Origin of the sequence: Paenibacillus contaminans (genome assembly GCF_003285015.1) — a bacterium.
Lineage (GTDB): Bacteria > Bacillota > Bacilli > Paenibacillales > NBRC-103111 > Paenibacillus_V > Paenibacillus_V contaminans.
The window spans coordinates 290,443-309,559 of the sequence record NZ_QMFB01000008.1 but is presented as its reverse complement, the minus strand read 5'-3'; the positions used below and the strand labels follow the sequence as shown (position 1 = coordinate 309,559).

Genomic DNA, 19,117 nt, shown 5'->3' with positions numbered 1-19,117 from the left:
GCCATGCGGGTAATTAGGTTGCAGTACATCGGCCTAGTTTTTGTAAAATCCATCCCGAACCATTTTCCAGGAAGCAAGCCGTATTCCCTCCGTCTCAAGCAGCCGTTTAATATCCGGATCGATTAAGAGAGCATACTCCATTTCCCGTTTCCGGTAATGAGGGGTTACGGCTATCAACTCCTCCGAAACATATGAAGGATGCGTCGTCAGCTGCGTGATGCCGGGCTTCAAGCCCGTCAATTTGCCGATAAGCTGTTTCTTGACATCGTCATAGCTCTCCCCGGCGTTATACGGATAGGGAAGCCCGATCAAATCGTCTATCAACGGAACGCCCCGTCCTTTCGCAAACTCAATTCTCTCGCAAAACACCCGCTATTGGCTATCGCTGAAAGACGGCTCCTCTACGATTTTCAATGGCAGATTAAAAGGCACGCCGTACTTCCCGCATAATTCGAGAGCGATTTCCAAAAAATCGCGTCCGGCGAACAGCCCGAACAAACTTCCCGCATGGCTGTCGGCATGCGTCGGCTGGATGCCTGACGAGATGACGGCTTGCAGCTGGGCCTCCAATTCCAGCCAAACTTCCTCGGTGTCGGCATTTTTTTCTAAAAGCTCTGTGTCTTGATGAAAATAACCGTTCGCATCGGTCAAGCTGTGCAAACGCCTTTCTCGATAAACGGGCATATACGCATTGCCGGTCAGCGTAAAATGAACGCCGATATCCGTTATCCCGTTCCGCACGCACAAATCCGCCGCTTCTCTCGCCGACTCGCACGGCATCATAATCGATGCGGAGGTTATCGCTCCTTTTTGAAACAGCTCGCAAATCGCCCTATTTGTCGATTGTGTAATTCCCAAGTCGTCCGCATTAACGATCAACAGCCGCTCATTCGGACCGTCGCTTAATTTTTCATTCACGTGTTTTCCCCCTTGATCGGAAATGAAAAACCGGGACTATCGCGTCCCGGCCTCATTTTTAGCTATTCGTTTTCTACAATACCGATGGTATTAATGATCGATCCAAATCCGTTACAGGCAAATAAATCTCATTTGTACAGAGCAGACTCAATAGGATCCCTCCGAGCGATTGCACAGGAAATAATTTCCTTTCCATTGTAGCGCACATCATCCGTTTCGATCAATGATCGGATTCATAAAATTATCCCAGCATCGCCACCTGCCGCTTGTAATGATCCTCCAAAACGATGCACGCCATCGCTTCTACGACCGGAACGATTCTCGGGCAAATGCACGGATCATGCCTGCCCTCAGTCACGATAATCGTTTCTTCGCCGTTTACCCCTATCGTTTGTTGCGGCACGGATATGGAAGAGGTCGGCTTTACTGCCACCCGAAAAACGATTTCCGCTCCGCTGCTTATCCCTCCGATAATGCCGCCCGAGTGATTCGTAATAAAGCCGGAAGCGTCCATTTCATCGTTGTGCTCGCTGCCCAGCATGCCGGATGCGGCAAATCCCGCTCCGAATTCGATCCCTTTAACCGCGCCGATCGACAGCATCGCTTTGGCCAGCTCCGCATCCAGCTTGTCGAATACCGGCTCGCCCAAGCCGGGCTTCACTCCGCGAATGATGCATTCCACAACCCCTCCGCAGCTATCGCCGATCGATGACAGATGCTCGATTTTTTCGATCATTTCGGCCGCCGCTTCCGGATCGGAGGCGCGGACCGCATTTTTCTCGATTTCGTTCTCGTCGAAGGTCCGGCAGCGAATCCCAGCCGCTTCTTTGGTGTAGGCCAGCACTTGAACCCCGCGACGCTCCAGCAGCTTCCGCGCCACTGCGCCGCCGGCCACTCGGCCCGCCGTTTCCCTGCCTGACGCCCTGCCGCTTCCTCGGTGATCGCGAATGCCGTATTTTTGCAAATAGGTGAAATCCGCATGACCCGGGCGGAACGAATGCTGAATATCCGTATACGCCTCCGGTCTCATGTCTTGATTGTGCAAGATGATAAATAACGGCGTCCCCGTCGTTTGTCCCTCAAACATTCCGGACAGGATGTGAACGACATCGTACTCTTTACGAGGAGAAGTGACGGAAGACTGGCCCGGCTTTCTTCTGTCCATCTGCGCTTGAATATACGCTTCGTTCAGCTCCACGCCTGGCGTTACTCCGTCGACGATGACGCCGACAGCCGCTCCATGGGATTCGCCGAAGGTCGTAATTTTAAATGATTCACCAAAACTATTTCCCGCCATCTCTTATCCCTCCCGTCTTTTGCTAAATACCGTTCCGACGCCTAACTCCGCTATCCGATCGAAAAAGTCCGGGCATGTTTTGGATACGCAGCCGGGGTCGGCGATGCGAATGCCGTCGCTTTTCATGCCGATCAAAGAGAGGGCCATAGCCATACGATGGTCGTCATAAGTATCGAGAAGCGCGGCTTGCGGCCGGCCGGGATATACCGTCAAGCCGTCGGGATGCTCGTCTACCCGAATGCCCAGCTTGCGAAGCTCCGTGCAAATGGCCGCAATCCGGTCGCATTCATGGTGCCGTATGTGGGCGGCCCCCGTTAACGTGATCGGCGCATCGGCAAATGGAGCCAAGGCGGCGATCGTCAACGTTTGATCCGACCATTTTTGCATATTTAGAACAAATCCTCCGCGAAGCCGATCGGTTCCGGACACCTCGACAAAACTTTCGCCGCGCCGGATCGAGCACCCCATACGTTCAAGGACGTTAACGATCTCAATATCCGGCTGCGAAGCTTTGACGGTAACGCCGTCGATTCGTATACGGCCGTTCGTTATGGCGGCAAGCGCCCAGAAGTAGCAGCAAGTCGAGACGTCGGGCTCGAGCGCAAGCGAACGTCCTTGATACCTGCCGCGCGGCACCGAAATCGTTTGTCCGTCAGGGAGCGCTGAAGCCGAAATGCCGAATGTTTCCATCATCCGAAGCGTCATCTCGACATAATCGCGCTGCACGATCCCCCCTTCGATTTGTACGGTTACAGGCGTTTTCGCGTAAGGCGCAGCGATCAGAAGCCCGCTCACGAACTGACTGGAGAGCGAGCCCGGAAGGATGCAGCTTCCTCCGTCGAGACCTTTCGTTTGCATGGTAAGAGGCAAGCAGCCCTCCGCGTTTTCATAGCGGATATCCGCCCCCATCCCCGTCAATGTATGAAGCAGCGGGGCTAGCGGCCTTTCACTCAGCCTTTTGCTGCCCGTCATTTTCCACCTGCCGGATCCTGCTGCGAGCGCAGAGGGCAAAAATCGCGCAATCGTCCCGGCCGCCCCTACATAAAGCTCGGCATACTTATTCGGCCAATCCCCTCCACCCCCTTGAACGATAGCCGTTTCTCCCTCCACTTCAATATCGATACCGAGCTGGCGCAAGCTGTTCAAGCACCAATAAGAGTCGTCGCTCTTCAAAATGCCGACCAGCCGCGAAGTCCCTTCCGCTAAAGCGGCGATTATGAGCGCCCGGTTCGTGAGGCTTTTGCTGCCCGGCATCGTGATCGTTCCGTCCACTGCGCGCTTCGGCGGTATAATCGAAACCTCTTGCCACTCGCCGTACCGGGACCATGGCGATCGCGTTTCAAAATTCGGTTCGTGCATGGCTTTGTCGTTCATCCCAAACACCCTCTCCGTTTGTGATCATGTTTGCTCTTGATTATAATGAGGGAGATGGAATAAGTGAAATCGCAATAATCACACTTTGACATAGAGGTGCTCTATATCATGATCAATATGGATTGGTACCGCATCTTTCTGTACACGGCCCGCAACGGGAATTTGACGAAAGCCGCACAAGAGCTGTATATCACGCAGCCGTCGGTAAGTTATGCGATCAAACAAATGGAAGAGGCGCTTGGGCTGAAGCTTTTCAACCGGCTGTCGAAGGGAGTGGAGCTGACTCCGGAGGGGCGCGCGCTGCTGAATTACGTGGAGCAATCATTCTCGTTGCTTGATGCGGGGGAGAAAAAGATGCACGCGCTCAAACATTTGGCGGGAGGAGAGCTTCGCATCGGCGCGAGCGACTCTTTGTTCAAGCATGTTTTGCTGCCGGAGCTGAACAGATTCCGGACCGAATATCCGCAAGTCAGAATACGGCTGTCGCACGGCAAAACGACGGACATCGTCCAGCGTCTGGAGGACGGACAAATCGATTGCGGTATCGTTCATTTTCCGATCGCGTCGCCGCAGCTCGATATTACGCCGCTCGCCGCCATTCAGGATTGTTTTGTCGCAGGCAGCTCGTATCGGGAGCTTTCGGGCCGCTCGCTTTCCGCCGGGGAAATGGCCGATTTGCCCTTGCTGCTCTTGTCCCAGGGAAGCAGTACGCGCCGCTTCGTCGAACAGTGGTTTCATTCGCAGGGCTTTGCCGTCGAACCGGATATCGAGCTGGGCAGCATCGATCTTCTCATCGAGTTCGCCGGCTTGGGGTTTGGCGTGGCGTTCGTTACACGTTCTTTTGTGGAAAAACAATTGAGGAGCCGAAAATTGTTCGAGCTGCAGCCGGCTGAGCCGATCCCCGCCCGAACCATCGGAGTCGCGGTGCGCCGCGATCTGTCTTTATCCTTGCCGGCCGAACGGTTCGTTCGGGCGCTGATCGACGCGTTCCGGTAACGCACCGTTCGAAGCTCCGCAGCGCAAAGCGCTTCGCCGCCAGCCTCCAGAAGCACGAACGCTGCGGCTTGTTACAGCCGCAGCGTCCCCAAGTTCAATTCGGTTCCTTCCAGGAGCTGCAGCTTCCGAACGTCATGCCGTTTGCCGGCTTCGATGCGCAGCTCGGCCTCGAAGGCCTTGACCCGGCCGGACGGAAAAGCAACGGCAACCTCACCGCGTTCGTCGCTTCGCGTACGAAAAACCGGCAGCAGCATAGCGCCGCGCTTGTGGCTGCTGCCGAGCGGCGTCACCAGCTTAAATCGCCCTTGCGTCTTCAGCTCGGAGGCGATTTCGCAAAGCTCGGTTCCTTTTGCGTTTACTCCTTGAAGCAGGAAGATGTCGCCGGGATGAATCGGTGCGGATAAATTGCCTACGGCAATTTCATCTTTTCCTTTGTCCGCCGCTTCCTCCGCCAACCGGGCTCGGCAGCAATCCTCCGACAGCAAGCTTGCCGTCACTTGGACGCCTGCCAACGGACGGTTCAACTCATCCCGCAAGCAAGCCCGTATCAGGGTGACGCCGGACGGAAACGGATATTGCGGCAGCGGCTTGAGCGGCAAAATATGAATGCTGCCCGAACTGCCGGAGGATATTTGTACGGTAACTCCGAAATAAATGTCCGATGTTACAAGCAGCGTGTAATCGCCTTCGGCGATATCCGTAAAAACGAACAAGCCGCCTTCCTTTCGGACCGGCTTGCGAAGCGTTCCCATAAGCGCCACCTCGGTCCCGCCCCCAAGAGGCGCACCACCCGTAAACGAGTCGATCAGCCTCACGGCAAGCGAGAAACCCGAACGAATTTTGACGATTCGTTGCAGCTCCATCAAAAATCCTCCTTATCCCTTCGATCAAGACACACTCCAAAACGGTTACCCTTCAATTCGAATATCCCGTTCAAGCACCGGCTTCGCCGTTTTGATCCGGTTGGAGTCGATGTTTACCGGCCCGACCGTGTAGCTGACGGAAAGCCTGTACGGATTGTCCGCAAAGTTCCACATCCGCGTGAGCGTCTCGGCCGGTATGCTGTCCATCACGATGCGCACTTCCTCGTTTTTCTCCGCCAGCGAGCCCTGCAGCATGGAACCGCGCAGGATGGCGTTATCGTAAATGACCTGCATCGCGCGGCCCAAAATCCGATGCTCGTCAAGCGCGCGAACCTGCAGCTCCGCCGTCGAATGCGGCGTCAGCAAATAACACAGATCAACCGTCATCGGCGGATACTGAATCGCGTCCTGGCTGCGTTTGATCATATGGGTTTGCCGGTGCTCGCCGTTCTCTTTGATATTGTACAAGTAAAGCGACAGCGACAAGTCCCCCTTGTCCGCCGGCGAAGCGAGACCGATCAGCTCCGGCTGCCGGATCGGCTCCGGCGTCATCTGTTCACGCAGCAGCTTAAGCAGCGATGCGCCTACGTCGGCAATTACCGTAAAATCGGCCATGTCAGCCCCTCCGTTCTATTCCACAAGCAAATCATTGTATACGCCGAGCTGCTCCTTCAGCACCATCGCTCCGGATTTGGCGATTTCGTGAATCGCCGCTTTCAAAATATGCTTCATCCCGATCGGCTCCCTGCGCTCCGCAGCGAGAAAAGCGGCCGAAACGACCGTGTTTTTGATGTTCCCGCCTGCAATCTGAAACGTGCGGCCCAAAAAGCGAAAGTCGACGTCGTCCGATAGCGGAGCTTCCTTCGGAAACATGGAGCGCCAAATTTGCTCGCGGTAATCGGCATCCGGAAAAGGATACTTGATCACATAGTTCAGCCGGCGCATGAACGCCTCGTCGATGTTTTGCAAATAGTTCGTGGCAAGCACGGAAATCCCCTCGTACTCCTCCATCTTTTGCAGCAAAAAGGCGACTTCCACGTTCGCGTACTTATCATGCGAGCTTTTCACCTCGGAGCGTTTGCCGAACAAGGCGTCCGTCTCGTCGAAAAACAAAATCGCATTACTGAGCTGCGCTTCCTGAAATACTTCCTGCAGGTTTTTTTCCGTCTCGCCTATGTACTTGCTGATGACCTGCGACAGATCGATTTTGTATATTTCCAGCCGAAGCTCGCTTGCGATCACTTCCGCCGACATCGTTTTGCCCGTTCCCGGAGGCCCCGCAAAAAGCATGCTCAACCCTTTGCCGTACGACAGCTTGCGGTCGAAGCCCCACTCCCCGTATACGACATGGCGGAACTTCATCTGATTGCAGGCGTTCTTCAGCTGCTCCTTCTGCTCCGGCGGCAAAATGACGTCATCCCACGTGTACCGCGGCGTCAATCGGGTCGCCCTTTTCTCCAGACGATGCTGAACCTGCATGTAGCATGCACGATAAAGCTCGTCCTCGCCGATCGCAGAGCCGGCTCCGTTCGTCCAATCCGCGACATCGCGGGCGGTCGCAAGCGCCGCACGAATTTTGCCGGGCGTCAGCCGAAACTTCCCCGCTGTGACTCCCCAATCCACATTCGACGCTACGCGATGCGAGGCGCCGAACGTTTCCCACAGCGCCTTCCGAGCCAAGTTGTCCGGAATAGCGAAGGATACCTCGATAAAGGCCCCTCTACCTGTTAACGCAGCCGGCCGCCAGGCTTTTTCCGATAAGAGAAAAATGACGCCATGAAAGCTTCGTATTCCGCTGATCAGCTCATCCAAACGCGCCCATGAACCGCGTCCCTGCAAAGCCTCCTGCTCCTCCGGCAGTACGCTCTCCTCGGGGATAAACGTATGTACGTTCGTAAATGCGATGACCGCCTGCAGCAAAATCGCTTCGCGAAACACATGCTCGAGCCATAAGTGAAACGATTTGCTTTTGCCGGATTCATCAGACAGTAACTTAAGATCGACTAACAAAAGCGGCTGTTCGTAGTGCCTGCAAAAGTGCATGATCTGCAGCTTTTTGCCGGCTCCTTCGGGCCCGTGCAGCAGGAAAACGACATCCCGCTCCTCGTCCGTCTTCCGGCGTGACGCATCCATAAAGGTCCTCATCCGCTCCTGGATGTCGAAATCGAGCAGCAGACCGGGAACCGAATCCGAAGGATAACGCATGCTAGCGAAGGCAGCCATCGTTTCGTCCAAGCTTTCCTGCTGCGTCAGAAATCGCACGATCCGTTCGTCCAGCTGAAGCGGCCGTGTCAGAACGGGTCTCGACTCCGCATCCGCACTCGCCCTAAACATATAGCGCATCAATGGACGCTTCGGCGAAAACAGGCTGCGCGAGTCAAGCTTTTGCTCCTCCGTAAGATCCAGCAGCTTGAATATCAGATCGATGGTCGGAAACCTGCACGTCACATCGTCCTGCAGAAACCCGAACAGCTTCTCGTACTTCCTGTCCAGCTCCACCGCCAAGCAGAAAACGATCGCCTGCGCCTCAAGTCCGGACAAGTCGAACATTTCCGCCAAATAAGGAAGAGGCAAATAAACCCCGGCCCTTGCGCTTATCCCGATTTTGCGTTCGATGGTCTCGTCGAGAATAGCCAGCCGCAGCTCCAATTGTTTATCGGCTTCGTTCGCCTCCACCCGCCCGGTCCGGCCTCCCTCCGCCTGAAGAAGCCCCGCGACTTCATCCTCGGTAATGACAAGCCCGCGAAAAGGATCCATCGCCCGGTCGCGCTCGCCCCCGTTCTGCCTGCCCCATGCCAGCCGAATCAGCAAGTCGACGCGCTTCAGCTCATCCGCCAAGTGTTCCCAGCCGCCGGCATATCCTTGCCGTTCCGGAATACCGCTCCCGACCTCAAACGATTCCGTAAGTTGTTTAGCCATATCATCCCGCCCGCCTCGCAAGGATAAACGCCTGTCGGCGTCTTTGACGCCATACGTTTACCGTAGAAATATAAGCAATTATCATGTGAAACCTATAAAGCTTATATTTTAAGGATAAACGGCTTCACCGTCCTTTTAAGGACTGGTGCGTTTACCGGTGAAATATCAGGCTTAAGTAGTTGTGAAACAAATAAATTCTGATATTTTAAAAAAGCCCAGACCTAGTCCGGACTTTCATAACCGATGTTCATTGCTTTTATCGTATCGCCCCGTCACACCCGCGTCAAGAATTTTTCCAGATGGGGGTCAGGCTGGAAATCCCCTTTCGGCTGCGCAAAGAAAAAGCATCCTCCGCCAACAGCTGCGAAGAGATGCTTGACTCTTATCCGCGTTTAACGCGGGAAAACACTTTGCGCTGGGCAGGCTCGCCGTCGTTTTTATTGCTTCTAAGCAATGCCGCGGCATGTACTTGATGCGACGCGTCCGCTTTGCGCTGGGCGCTTTCCGCGAGCGGCGCCACCGTGAAGGAGGCCGCCTTCCTGCCCATATCGTCCGCTTCCTGCTCCAGGCCGCGGTCGTCGTTCACAGGCACGCCGTTCACCATCGTATTCGCCCTCACTCTGCCCTGCCGCTGCTGAACGACATGCGCCAGCTCGTGGCCAAGCAGCTCTTGACCCGACTGCGAGAACGGGTCGTATTTGCCGGGAGCAAAATGAACGTCGCTGCCCTTCGTATACGCCAACGCGCCTATGTCCGACGCTTCGCTGCCCTCGTGGATTCTGACACCCGAAAAATCCGCCCCCATCGACGATTCCATTTTCATCCGGATGTCGTCCGGCATCCCGCCGCTCGGGCTCTTGCGCTGCGAAGGCTGCTCGCGCTTCATCTGAAGCTCCTCTTCTTCACCCTCGGAGCCTTCCAGATCCATCCGCTGCACAGCCGCATCGCGCTTCATCTGAAGCTCCTCTTCTTCACCCTCGGAGCCTTCCAGATCCATCCGCTGCACAGCCGCATCGCGCTTCATCTGAAGCTCCTCTTCTTCGCCCTCGGAGCCTTCCAGATCCATCCGCTGCACAGCCGTGCTCTTCATCTGCAGCTCCTCTTCTTCACCCTCGGAGCCTTCCAGATCCATCCGCTGCACAGCTGCGCTCTTCATCTGCAGCTCCTCTTCTTCACCCTCGGAGCCTTCCAGATCCATCCGCTGCACAGCCGCGCTCTTCATCTGCAGCTCCTCTTCTTCGCCCTCGGAGCCTTCCAGATCCATCCGCTGCACAGCCGCATCGCGCTTCATCTGCAGCTCCTCTTCCTCGCCCTCTGAGCCTTCCAGATCCATCCGCTGTACCGGTTGGTGCAGCGAGCTTGCCAGCATCCGCTGTACAGCCCGGTTGCCGGCCGCTTGCTGAAGCTGAGCGAACGAGGCGCCCGGACCGCCGCTTACATCCGTACGGACCGTATCCGGACTCTTAGCGTTCGCCGTGGACGGGGCGCGATAAGTACGGGCCTTTTTGCGATCATATTGATGCACGAGTATATCCTCCTGAACGCGGGCTCAGCCTTTTGCGGGACATGGAGCAGTCAATCCAAAGCATGGATTTTCCGATTATCAGCCACTTCGCCGCCATCATCATCCAAATGTTTCCGCCGCATCGATTTTCTTTCATCGTAGCCCGTACAATGCCGTACGTCAAGAGCCAACTCCACGTTACCGAAGACAAGGAAAACGCGCAAACAGGAGCTATTGAAGACAAGATATCATCCTTTCGCTTAAACTCCTACGGTCTGAACGCCGACTTCATGTAAAGCACCGGCAAAGACTCGCCTATTATCGCATCTACATGATTATATGGAAGCTACACCGCATCTATTTATGTTATGTTACCTAACACAATTTGGCGCGATATTATTAATTCCCCGCATTTTTATCGACAACCCCAGGATTTTGTGTTATGTTTTATAACATCTTCTTTCAACAAACAGACTATGACGGAGGACAAAAAGCATGATCCGATCTCTTCTGCTTATTCAACCGCCTGCGGCGAACGATACGAACCCCGCTCACGCGCTGCTCGGAACCGGCATTCAAGTTCGAACCCAAGACATTCCCGCACCGATTCCGCAGCAAGCCGAACGATACGATGCCGTTGTTCTGAACGTTGCCCCCAGCCAGCTTAAGGCCTATCTGTATCCCAGAGTAAAAACGCCCGTGCTTTGGTGGTGCGAGGATCACGATCCCGATTCCCCTCCATTCCAGCCGGAGATCGAAATCGACGGGATTCTTTGCCCGCAGATGACCTCTTCCGAGTACAAATGGCTGCTATACCTGGCAGTCGGGCATTATCGGCAGCGCGAGCAGCTGCTTTTCAAGCTGGAAGAACGCAAATGGATCGAGCAGGCCAAAAAAATCGTCTGTGAAATCAAACATTTGAATGAAGCGGAAGCGTATGAATTTTTGCGAAAACAAGCGATGAACGAACGCAAAAAAATCGCCGACGTCGCCATTTCCATCGTCAACGTATACCAGCTGCTGCGTAAGAGCAAATAAACCGGCTAGAAACAAAGGACTCTCCCGTAAAAAAAGAGTCCTCTACTCCCTCATTTTGCGAGCGTGGTATTTTCCGAAAACAAGCATTCCCCCGCACGCCCCGCATAAAGCGTTCAACATATCCCACTGCGAATCCCAAATATCTCCTTGAGCGCCAAGCATCCGATCCGGATCTTTGTCCATCATCGCCGTAGCGGCAAATTCCAATATTTCATAAAATGCGCTGTTGGCCAGCGATATAAGAATCGCTATGGCAATCAGCCATTTTTGTTTCGTGACGATATGAAATCTGGCGAGCACTTCCCTGGCCAGAAACACTACAACGATGCCCTGAACGATATGACCTAACCTGTCAAAATGATTTCTGCTCAAATGTAATGCTTCCTTAATGGTGTCAAACGGCGGAAAATGCTCGTACGAATAGTGACCGCCCATCGACATGATAATGCCGCTCAGCCAAATGAATTCGTAAACCGGGCTCGAAAACCGGAATTTTCGGTACGTAAAAACCAAGATGGTTACCCCGATTATTGCGGGTCCGACCTCCGCCCCCCACGTCCCCCAGTTAGTCGGTTTAACGGCGGACCATATTACCGCGCAAACGAAGCTGATCAGCAGCCACACATGCAGCGCGCTTTTGTTTTTTCTTTCGCTTATATATTTCATTGCCGACTCCCTCGCAACCAGTTTTATTTAGTTATTTCCAAGCCCGCAGCCAATTCGAGACGACTTACCAAGGCAACAAGGATAAACAAAAGATAAGTTCGATACATGCATTCCCTGCAGGTTTTGAGCCGCTTGCAAGATATTATTACCAATTAACGATAAACGACTCAACGAAAAAGGGACTGCCTCTGCAGTCCCTTGACGGTTTTCACATACTATTCAACTGCCGAACGATACCCGTATATCGAGAACCTCCGACCGGCTGCCGAGCCGAAGCGGCGGCCCCCAGCTGCCGAAGCCGGAAGAGACGATGGCATGCATCGCTTCCTTGCGCAGGTAGCCCCAATCGAGCTCGAACAAACGCCCCGTAATAAAATGATTCGGCACCATCTGCCCTCTATGCGTATGGCCGGACAACATCAAATCGACACCCGCCTGTGCAGCGATTCCAAGCTTATGCGGCTGATGGTCCAGTACGATTACAGGAAGCGTCCGGTCGACATCGGCGAGCAGCTCGTCCAGCCCCAGCCGTCCCTGCTTCGTAAAACGTTCCGCCGCATAATCTTTGCGTCCGACGACATAAAAACTGTCCGCCACATGCACCGACCGGTCGACTAGCACCTCGATGTCGATCGCCTTCATCCGCTCGACATATTCCTCAATATGGCCGCCGATATACTCATGGTTGCCGAGCGAGGCGTAAACGCCCAGCGGAGCTTGAAGACGCCCGAGCACCTCCGCCATATTTTCACGGACGAACGGTTCGATGCTGTCGTCAAGAACATCGCCAGGAAGCAAAATAAGATCGGGCTTCATCTCCTCGATCCGCTCGACCAAACGGCCGAGATGCCGTTTGCCGACGATCGTGCCGAGATGCAAGTCGGAAGCGACCGCAATGCGCAGCTCGCGCATGGATCCGGCCTGCTTCTCGATCTCGATATCGTAACGGCGGATGACCGGGCTCCATGCATTCCACGAGCCGCGCAGCAGCAGAAGCAGCAGCAAAACGACGACTCCGACCCCTATGCCTTTAACGACGGTGTCATAATCGGCGCCTCCCGCCACTAACAGCCATCCCGCAATATCCGCAACCGGCAAAAGAAGAATACAAAAGAACAAAACGCCAAGCCCGTATGAGCCGACCAGCTTGATCAACGTGTACACGCGGTAAGGCAGCGCTCTTCGCAGAAGCATCGCCAGCAAGTAGCCGAGCGCGACGAACAAATAAACCGCCCAGAACAGGCCTGCGGGCAAATCCGGGAAAAACGCATGCCACAGCATGCTGCCGTTCCAGCCGATATACCAAATAAAGCCGGCGAACAAACCCAAGAACAATGCGATCATTAGCAACGTGCGTATTTTCATCGTAGGGCGCTCCTTGAGGAAGATAAGTATGCAATCGAAGCAAAGCGGCAAACAATAATCGCATTACTTGGCATAAAGATGGATGCTGCGTATATACTCCCCTACCATCGTTTGAAGGGCGGAAATCGCATCTTCGATGGACGCCTTGCCGGACAGCTTCTCCATCACAAGCCGGATATAACGGTCGCAGTTTTCCTTGAGCGACGGCTGCACGCCGCGGAAATCCTCCAAATAAGCCGGAATGAAATAGCAATCCAGCGAGCTCATCGCATAGGCGAACGGAACCTCCCGATCGTCGCCCTCCTGCCATGCCTTCAATATATCGTACAAATTGCTTAAGGCAATCATGCCGAGTCTGTACGTCCTTCTTGCATATTCGTATTGCGCTTGATCGATCAATTCCTTCTCGAAGCGCTTCTTATTGGTTTCATCGAGTAAATAAAGCGCGCCGCCCCATTCGGAAGCGAATTTCAACCAAAACGCCGCATCCGCCGGCAAAATATCGATCCGAATCCGTTCATCGAAAACGAGATCGGGATTCGCCGCCAGCAATCGTCTCGCCTCTTCCGCCAGCGCTTGTTTATTTTTCACATCTTCGCTCATTCATCGTTCTCCTTAGCTTAAGCTTAGCCGTACAGCTTGTCTTGATAAAAATAATTAGGCGTCGCCATCGTATCCGTGTAATTCTTATGAAAAATATGCGTCGTCGCGGGAGATACCGGAGGGATCAGCCATGTCCATTCTCCCGAAACCGGGCGGCCGCAAGCGCGCTCCTTGTCCTCGAACCTGGCGAATTGCTGGGCGGCCGTATGATGGTCGACGATCGAGACCCCGTTCAGCTTATACGAATGCAGCACCGCCACATTCAGCTCAACCAGCGCTTTGTCCCGCCATAACGACGATTCCCGGCTCGTATCCAGCCCCATGAGCGAAGCCACCTTCGGCAGCATATCGTAGCGGTCCGCATCCGCCAAATTGCGCGCTCCGATTTCCGTTCCCATATACCAGCCGTTAAACGGCGCCGCCTTGTACGAAATCCCGCCGATTTCAAGACGCATGTCGGATACCATCGGCACGCCGTACCACTTTAGCTTCATCTCCGCAAAAGCCGGCATATCCGGATGCTCGAGCGGAACCTCCAGCACCAATCGCTCCGGGATGTCAAAAAGCTGCGGCTCGCGGCCGTCGACGCTCAAGACGAGCGGAAGCACGTCAAAAAGCGTACCCGCCCCCTCCCAGCCGAGCGACATGCATAGCTTCGTGAAGGCAAGCGAAGCCGGGTCGCCGAGAACGCCGTCCGCCGTCTCGTATCCGGCGTATCGGATAAGCTGATGATTCCATATGCGCAGCTGCCGGTCTTCATGATGCGCGGGTTTGAAAATCGTGATGACCGGACGTATTTTCCCGTCATTCGTAGCCGTTTCGATATGCTTGAGCAGCGCTTCCGCCGCTTCGGCTTCCGTTTCGATATGCCGCGCATCGCAAACGTACAGCGATTCCCAGAACAACCGGCCGATGCACCGGCTGCTGTTGCGCCATGCCATCCGGGCGCCGTGCTGAAGCTCTTCCGCCGTATGCTCGTAATATCCATTGTCGCCGATCGCCCTTTTAACCTCGGCAAGCCGTTTCTCGATTGCGCCGGCAGGCTTTCCGAGCTCCTCATAACACACGCGAATGAATGCTTCCGCTTCTTGAACGAATGTCTCCGTTTCTTTCAACTTATATGGAATGGTTTTCATGTTGTCCGTGCTCCCGTCCCTGCAGCAGATCATGTAATAAGTCCTTAAGCCCTATTATAACATGCGTCAATAGATAGAAGACAAATGAGGCGGAATCGTCGAAATATTGTGCGGAATTCGAACGACAGCGTTAAGATAAACATTTACACCCTTCCGTCGGCCGGGTCACAGGCTATTATGAGAAACTCGGCACGGAGTCGCGCATTTTCGTTAAAAAACGCCCGACGTATGTCCGGTGCCGCTGCCGCGTTACGATATGCAATCGCAAAAAACCGCCGGACGCGAAGTCCGGCGGTTTTCTCCCTTACACGATTACAGGTTGTTGAAGGTGTCGGTCAGAATCGGCACGATTTGCGATTTCCGCGATACGACGCCTTTCAGAACGGCTTTGTTATCGGCCAGCGTAACGTTGTACGCTTTCTCTACGGCGCTTGCCTTGCCGCCAAGAGCCAAACCGATGGAATCGTTGTTCAGGATATCCGTTACGACGAACAGGAACAGATCCAGTCCTTTTTGCTCGATGATTGCGTTCAGCGCCGCTTCGACTTCCGCTTGACGGGACAACACGTCGTTCGTATCGACCGCGTTCACTTGCGCGATTTCCACTTTGTAGCTGCCCATCGTAAATTCCTTTGAGTCGAGCGAAATGAGCTGCGCGATCGTTTTGTCGCTCAGATCCGCGCCTGCCTTCAGCATGTCCAGACCGTAGGTTTCCGCGTTCACGCCGGCGATTTCCGCAAGCTCGCGCGCAGCGGCTACGTCTTCCGCCGTGCAAGTCGGCGATTTGAACAGCAGGGAGTCCGAAATGATCGCGGACAACATCAAGCCGGCTACCTCTTTCGAGATGGCGACGCCGTTTTCTTTATACATTTTATTTAAGATCGTCGCTGTGCAGCCTACCGGCTCGGCGCGGTAATAGAGCGGATGGCTCGTCTCGAAGTTGGCGATACGGTGATGGTCGATAACTTCCAGCACGCGTACTTGATCGATGTCGGCGGCGCTTTGCTGACGCTCGTTATGGTCGACCAGGATGACGCCTTCCGCTTCGTTCGAAACGGTTTCAACCTGGCGGGGTGCCGCCGTTTGGAACGTATCCAGCGCAAATTGAGTTTCCCCGTTCACGCTGCCCAAACGGACTGCTTCAACGTCCGCGCCCAGCTTCGTTTTCAGATCGGCATAAGCAAGTGCGGAACAAATCGAATCGGTATCCGGATTTTTATGTCCGAAAATAAGTACTTTTCCCATCAAAATTACTCCTTTGTCGTCTATTAATCGGGTGGCTACCCTTTTTACATTGTACTGCAAAATATTATAACGTTAAATTCTATTTATTCCAATCCCTATACTGTGAATAATTTGCAAAGTTATTCCTGCCGAAGCTTCCGAATAAACAAAAAAAGAGGGTTGCCCCTCTCCCTCTTTCGCTCCTTATGTCTGCTCGCGCCCCCATGATCCTACTGCGCCGTGTAACCGCCATCCACCATCAAGCTGGAGCCCGTCATGAACGATGCGTCGTCGCTGGCGAGAAACAATACCGTTCTGGCCACTTCCTCCGGCTTGCCTAGACGCCCCATCGGATGCAAGCTTATCAGATGCTCGTTGATCGCTTCGCTGCGTCCGGCAATAAGCGGCGTATCGATATAACCCGGACAAACGGCGTTGACGCGGATGCCCGATTTGGCGTACGTGATGCCAAGCGTTTGCGTCAGCAGCTTCACGCCGCCCTTGGCTGCGGAATAAGCCGTAACGCCGGCTTTGCCCACGTGGCTGTGGATCGATCCGCAGTTGACGATGGCTCCGCCCGTGCCTTGCTTGAGCATTTGCTCGATCACGTACTTGTCGCAAAGGAAAACGCCGGTCAAGTTTATATCGATCGTCCGCTGCCAAGCGTCGCTGCTTAACTCATGCGCAGGCCCGTCTTTAGCGATACCGGCATTGGCGAACAAAATGTCAAGCTTGCCGTATTTGCCGACCGTCCCTGCGATCATCGCTTTCACTTCGTCTTCCTTCGTAACGTCGGTCTTGACGAATAACGTATCGTTGCCCTCCGCATTCAAACGGTCGGACAACTCTTTTCCCCGCTCCGAGAAGTCGGCAATGACCACCTTCGCCCCTTCCGCAGCAAAAAGCCGCACGGTAACCTCGCCGATACCGCTTGCTCCTCCCGTAACGATCGCTACTTTGTCTTTGAATCTCACAGCAATCTCTCCTTTTCCATTAATCATTTCGCCCCCGGTATTGTCTGCATATCCGCATGAATTTATTTATTCGTCAAACGCTCGGAACCCATGCAAAAGCTTCGGCCGATTACAACCTTTTATCGGACCGAAAACAACCCTTTATCGGGAGTTGCCGTCTTATGATGGTATGATGAAGAGGAAATAAGACAAAGGAAGTGCTTGGCTCGTGGACTTTTCCTGGAAACGGAATTTATTCATTTTGTGGGTCGGATGCTTTCTGGTCAGCATGGCGTATTCGGTTTCCATTCCGTTCATGTCCATCTTCCTTCAGGACGATTTGGGCGTCGACAATCATTTGGAGGCTTGGACCGGAGTTATTTTCGCCATTACCTTTTTGGCAGGGGCTTTGATCGCGCCTTTCTGGGGTTCGCTCGCCGACAAATACGGACGTAAACCGATGATGCTGCGGGCGGGCATTTGTTTGTCGGCCTGTTATTTTTTGTACTATGTAGTGAGCAATCCGTATGAGCTGATCGCCGTAAGAATTGTGGAAGGCTTGCTTGCTGGTTATATTCCTTCAGCGGTTGCAATGGTGGCGACGAATACGCCGGAGAAGCATCTCGGTTACGCGCTCGGCACCATCTCGACGGCCAGCGCCGCGGCAACCATCATCGGACCGCTGCTAGGCGGCGTGGTCAGCCACTACGTCGGGCCCCGCGATACGTTCATGCTGTCCGGCTGTATGGTTTTCGTCGCATTCGTAATCGCGTTGTTGTGGGTAAAAGAGCCTTCACTCAAGAAATCGGAAGCCAAACGTTCTTCGGTTTTCCAGGATTTCAAAGTGGCGGCTGCCAACCGCACCTTGATGGGCGCGCTGCTTATCGTATTCATTACGTCGACATCGATCATGATAATCGAGCCGCTTCTGACGATCTACGTGCTGAAGCTCGGCTCCAGTCAGTCGTCGGCTTCGCTGCATGCCGGCATTATTTTCTCGGCGGTCGGTTTTGCCACCTTGATTGCCGCTCCCCGCTGGGGAAGGCTCGGCACGCGAATCGGCTACGAAAAAGTGCTGTTCATCGGTCTTATCGGCGGCGGAGTCGGAAACCTGCTGCAAATTTTGTTCCACGACCTGGTCGGCTTCGGCTCGCTGCGCTTCGCTTACGGCCTGTTCTTCGCCGCCGTTTTCCCGGCGCTGAACGCCTTTATCGCGAAAAATACCGATCCGGACTTCCGCAGCCGCGCCTTCAGCTTGAACCAGTCGGCCAATCAAATGGGGCTGCTACTCGGCCCGTTAATCGGCGGGGTTGCCGCCACTCAAATCCCGATCCCGATCGTATTTGTCATTACCGGGATCATGCTGCTCGCGGTCGCCGCGCTTTTGAAAATGCCGAGATTTTCAATCTCCAAAAACAGATCCGCCGCAAAAGAAACTTCAATCTGACCATCCATAACGGGAGCGTGTTTTTATGATTCCTTCCTTATTCATTTCACATAGCTGGCCGATGCTGGCATTGGAGCAAAACCGGTACACCGGCTTCCTCGAAGGCTTGGCAGCCCAATACCCGGCTCCGAAAGCCGTCGTCCTATTTTCCGCGCATTGGGAAAGCGAGGTCGTGACCGTCGGTTCAACCGATGATAGCTTTGAGACAATATACGACTTCGGGGGCTTCGCTCCCGAGTTGTATACGCTCAAGTATCCCGCCAAAGGCTCGACGACCATAGCCGCAGCGGTCCAAAGCGCGTTCGAGCGCAATGGAATCGCGGCGCAATCGGATTCGCAAAGAGGATTGGATCATGGCGCATGGATTATTTTGAAGCGGATGTTTCCTGCCGCCGACATCCCGGTCATTCCCGTATCGGTCAACCCTTTCCTGCCGCCGGAGCGGCAGCTTGAAATCGGGGAAGCGCTCCGCGGCTTCGGCGGCGAAGACATCATGGTGATCGGCAGCGGCTCGATCGCGCATCAATTCGGCTTCGGCATGGATCCCGCAATGGTCAGACGCAAATCGATGGAGTTCGAGGCATGGATCGTGGAGACGGCGGAACGTCGCGACGTCCCTGCTTTGCTGAATTACCGGCAGCAAGCGCCTCACGCCGCCTTTACGGTACCGCGGCCCGAGCATTTTGTTCCTCTGCTCATTGCCCTCGGAAGCGGCGCCGGCAGCGCCGAACCGAAGACGCTGTACCGCGAGCAAGGCGACGAATGGTTCGGCCGCGTTGCGATTGAGTTTTAACTTGGATGTGTTCAAAGAAAT

The 19,117-nt window shown here is 54.4% G+C and carries 19 protein-coding genes; 5 read left to right on the top strand and 14 right to left on the bottom strand.

Going from position 1 to position 19,117, the window contains the following annotated elements:
• Positions 1 to 33: 33 nt before the first annotated feature.
• From DQG23_RS16250 to aroA, 4 genes are all read right to left on the bottom strand, one after another.
• A complete protein-coding gene (locus DQG23_RS16250) occupies positions 34 to 324 on the bottom strand; it encodes a polysaccharide deacetylase family protein (RefSeq protein ID WP_146762318.1) in 291 nt (96 codons plus the stop codon).
• Positions 325 to 372: 48 nt separating this feature from the next.
• A complete protein-coding gene (locus tag DQG23_RS16245; RefSeq protein ID WP_158560553.1) occupies positions 373 to 918 on the bottom strand; it encodes a ChbG/HpnK family deacetylase in 546 nt (181 codons plus the stop codon).
• Between the two features lie 241 nt (positions 919 to 1,159).
• Positions 1,160 to 2,215 (bottom strand): chorismate synthase, encoded by a 1,056-nt coding sequence (gene aroC, locus DQG23_RS16240; RefSeq protein WP_113031903.1) that lies wholly within the window; start codon positions 2,213 to 2,215, stop codon positions 1,160 to 1,162.
• Positions 2,216 to 2,218: 3 nt separating this feature from the next.
• On the bottom strand, positions 2,219 to 3,589 hold the full coding sequence (gene aroA / locus DQG23_RS16235; protein ID WP_238177909.1) for a 3-phosphoshikimate 1-carboxyvinyltransferase: 1,371 nt from the start codon (positions 3,587 to 3,589) through the stop codon (positions 2,219 to 2,221).
• A 108-nt stretch (positions 3,590 to 3,697) separates the two neighbouring features.
• Between aroA and DQG23_RS16230 the strand changes: the two genes are divergently transcribed.
• On the top strand, positions 3,698 to 4,585 hold the full coding sequence (locus tag DQG23_RS16230) for a LysR family transcriptional regulator (protein WP_113031902.1): 888 nt from the start codon (positions 3,698 to 3,700) through the stop codon (positions 4,583 to 4,585).
• Positions 4,586 to 4,656: 71 nt separating this feature from the next.
• Here DQG23_RS16230 and DQG23_RS16225 read toward each other — a convergent pair whose 3' ends face one another.
• The 4 genes from DQG23_RS16225 to DQG23_RS42960 all read right to left on the bottom strand — a co-directional run bounded on the left by DQG23_RS16225 (position 4,657) and on the right by DQG23_RS42960 (position 9,892).
• On the bottom strand, positions 4,657 to 5,448 hold the full coding sequence (locus DQG23_RS16225) for a hypothetical protein (RefSeq protein ID WP_113031901.1): 792 nt from the start codon (positions 5,446 to 5,448) through the stop codon (positions 4,657 to 4,659).
• Positions 5,449 to 5,493: 45 nt separating this feature from the next.
• Complete coding sequence (locus DQG23_RS16220) at positions 5,494 to 6,063, bottom strand: Pvc16 family protein (RefSeq protein WP_113031900.1); 570 nt, start codon at positions 6,061 to 6,063, stop codon at positions 5,494 to 5,496.
• A gap of 15 nt (positions 6,064 to 6,078) precedes the next feature.
• Positions 6,079 to 8,367, bottom strand: a complete 2,289-nt coding sequence (locus DQG23_RS16215; RefSeq protein WP_113031899.1) for an ATP-binding protein — start codon at positions 8,365 to 8,367, stop codon at positions 6,079 to 6,081.
• Positions 8,368 to 8,749: 382 nt separating this feature from the next.
• On the bottom strand, positions 8,750 to 9,892 hold the full coding sequence (locus tag DQG23_RS42960; protein ID WP_238177908.1) for an eCIS core domain-containing protein: 1,143 nt from the start codon (positions 9,890 to 9,892) through the stop codon (positions 8,750 to 8,752).
• A gap of 62 nt (positions 9,893 to 9,954) precedes the next feature.
• Here DQG23_RS42960 and DQG23_RS16205 point away from each other — a divergent pair, with 62 nt between their 5' ends.
• Positions 9,955 to 10,167 (top strand): hypothetical protein, encoded by a 213-nt coding sequence (locus tag DQG23_RS16205; protein WP_113031898.1) that lies wholly within the window; start codon positions 9,955 to 9,957, stop codon positions 10,165 to 10,167.
• A 199-nt stretch (positions 10,168 to 10,366) separates the two neighbouring features.
• Positions 10,367 to 10,909, top strand: coding sequence for an ANTAR domain-containing response regulator (locus DQG23_RS16200; RefSeq protein WP_113031897.1), 543 nt, complete (start codon positions 10,367 to 10,369; stop codon positions 10,907 to 10,909).
• Positions 10,910 to 10,951: 42 nt separating this feature from the next.
• Here the strand turns inward: DQG23_RS16200 and DQG23_RS16195 are convergent, their stop codons facing one another.
• The 6 genes from DQG23_RS16195 to DQG23_RS16170 all read right to left on the bottom strand — a co-directional run bounded on the left by DQG23_RS16195 (position 10,952) and on the right by DQG23_RS16170 (position 16,904).
• The gene (locus DQG23_RS16195; RefSeq protein ID WP_113031896.1) at positions 10,952 to 11,575 is read right to left on the bottom strand and encodes a DUF2238 domain-containing protein; all 624 of its coding nucleotides are present in this window, start codon (positions 11,573 to 11,575) and stop codon (positions 10,952 to 10,954) included.
• A 219-nt stretch (positions 11,576 to 11,794) separates the two neighbouring features.
• Entirely contained in the window at positions 11,795 to 12,940 is a 1,146-nt protein-coding gene (locus DQG23_RS16190) for a metallophosphoesterase (protein WP_113031895.1), read from the bottom strand.
• 63 nt (positions 12,941 to 13,003) lie between these two features.
• Entirely contained in the window at positions 13,004 to 13,543 is a 540-nt protein-coding gene (locus DQG23_RS16185; protein ID WP_113031894.1) for a hypothetical protein, read from the bottom strand.
• A gap of 23 nt (positions 13,544 to 13,566) precedes the next feature.
• Positions 13,567 to 14,679, bottom strand: a complete 1,113-nt coding sequence (locus DQG23_RS16180; RefSeq protein ID WP_113031893.1) for a nitric oxide synthase oxygenase — start codon at positions 14,677 to 14,679, stop codon at positions 13,567 to 13,569.
• 312 nt (positions 14,680 to 14,991) lie between these two features.
• Positions 14,992 to 15,924: a manganese-dependent inorganic pyrophosphatase gene (locus DQG23_RS16175; protein WP_113031892.1), complete on the bottom strand. Its 933-nt coding sequence runs from the start codon at positions 15,922 to 15,924 to the stop codon at positions 14,992 to 14,994.
• Between the two features lie 209 nt (positions 15,925 to 16,133).
• Positions 16,134 to 16,904 carry an SDR family NAD(P)-dependent oxidoreductase gene (locus DQG23_RS16170; protein WP_192894598.1) on the bottom strand — a complete coding sequence of 257 codons (771 nt, stop codon included), beginning with the start codon at positions 16,902 to 16,904 and terminating at the stop codon, positions 16,134 to 16,136.
• 181 nt (positions 16,905 to 17,085) lie between these two features.
• Here DQG23_RS16170 and DQG23_RS16165 point away from each other — a divergent pair, with 181 nt between their 5' ends.
• Both DQG23_RS16165 and DQG23_RS16160 read left to right on the top strand, forming a co-directional pair.
• On the top strand, positions 17,086 to 18,303 hold the full coding sequence (locus DQG23_RS16165; protein WP_113031890.1) for an MFS transporter: 1,218 nt from the start codon (positions 17,086 to 17,088) through the stop codon (positions 18,301 to 18,303).
• A gap of 25 nt (positions 18,304 to 18,328) precedes the next feature.
• A complete protein-coding gene (locus DQG23_RS16160; protein WP_113031889.1) occupies positions 18,329 to 19,096 on the top strand; it encodes a DODA-type extradiol aromatic ring-opening family dioxygenase in 768 nt (255 codons plus the stop codon).
• Positions 19,097 to 19,117 lie beyond the last annotated feature (21 nt).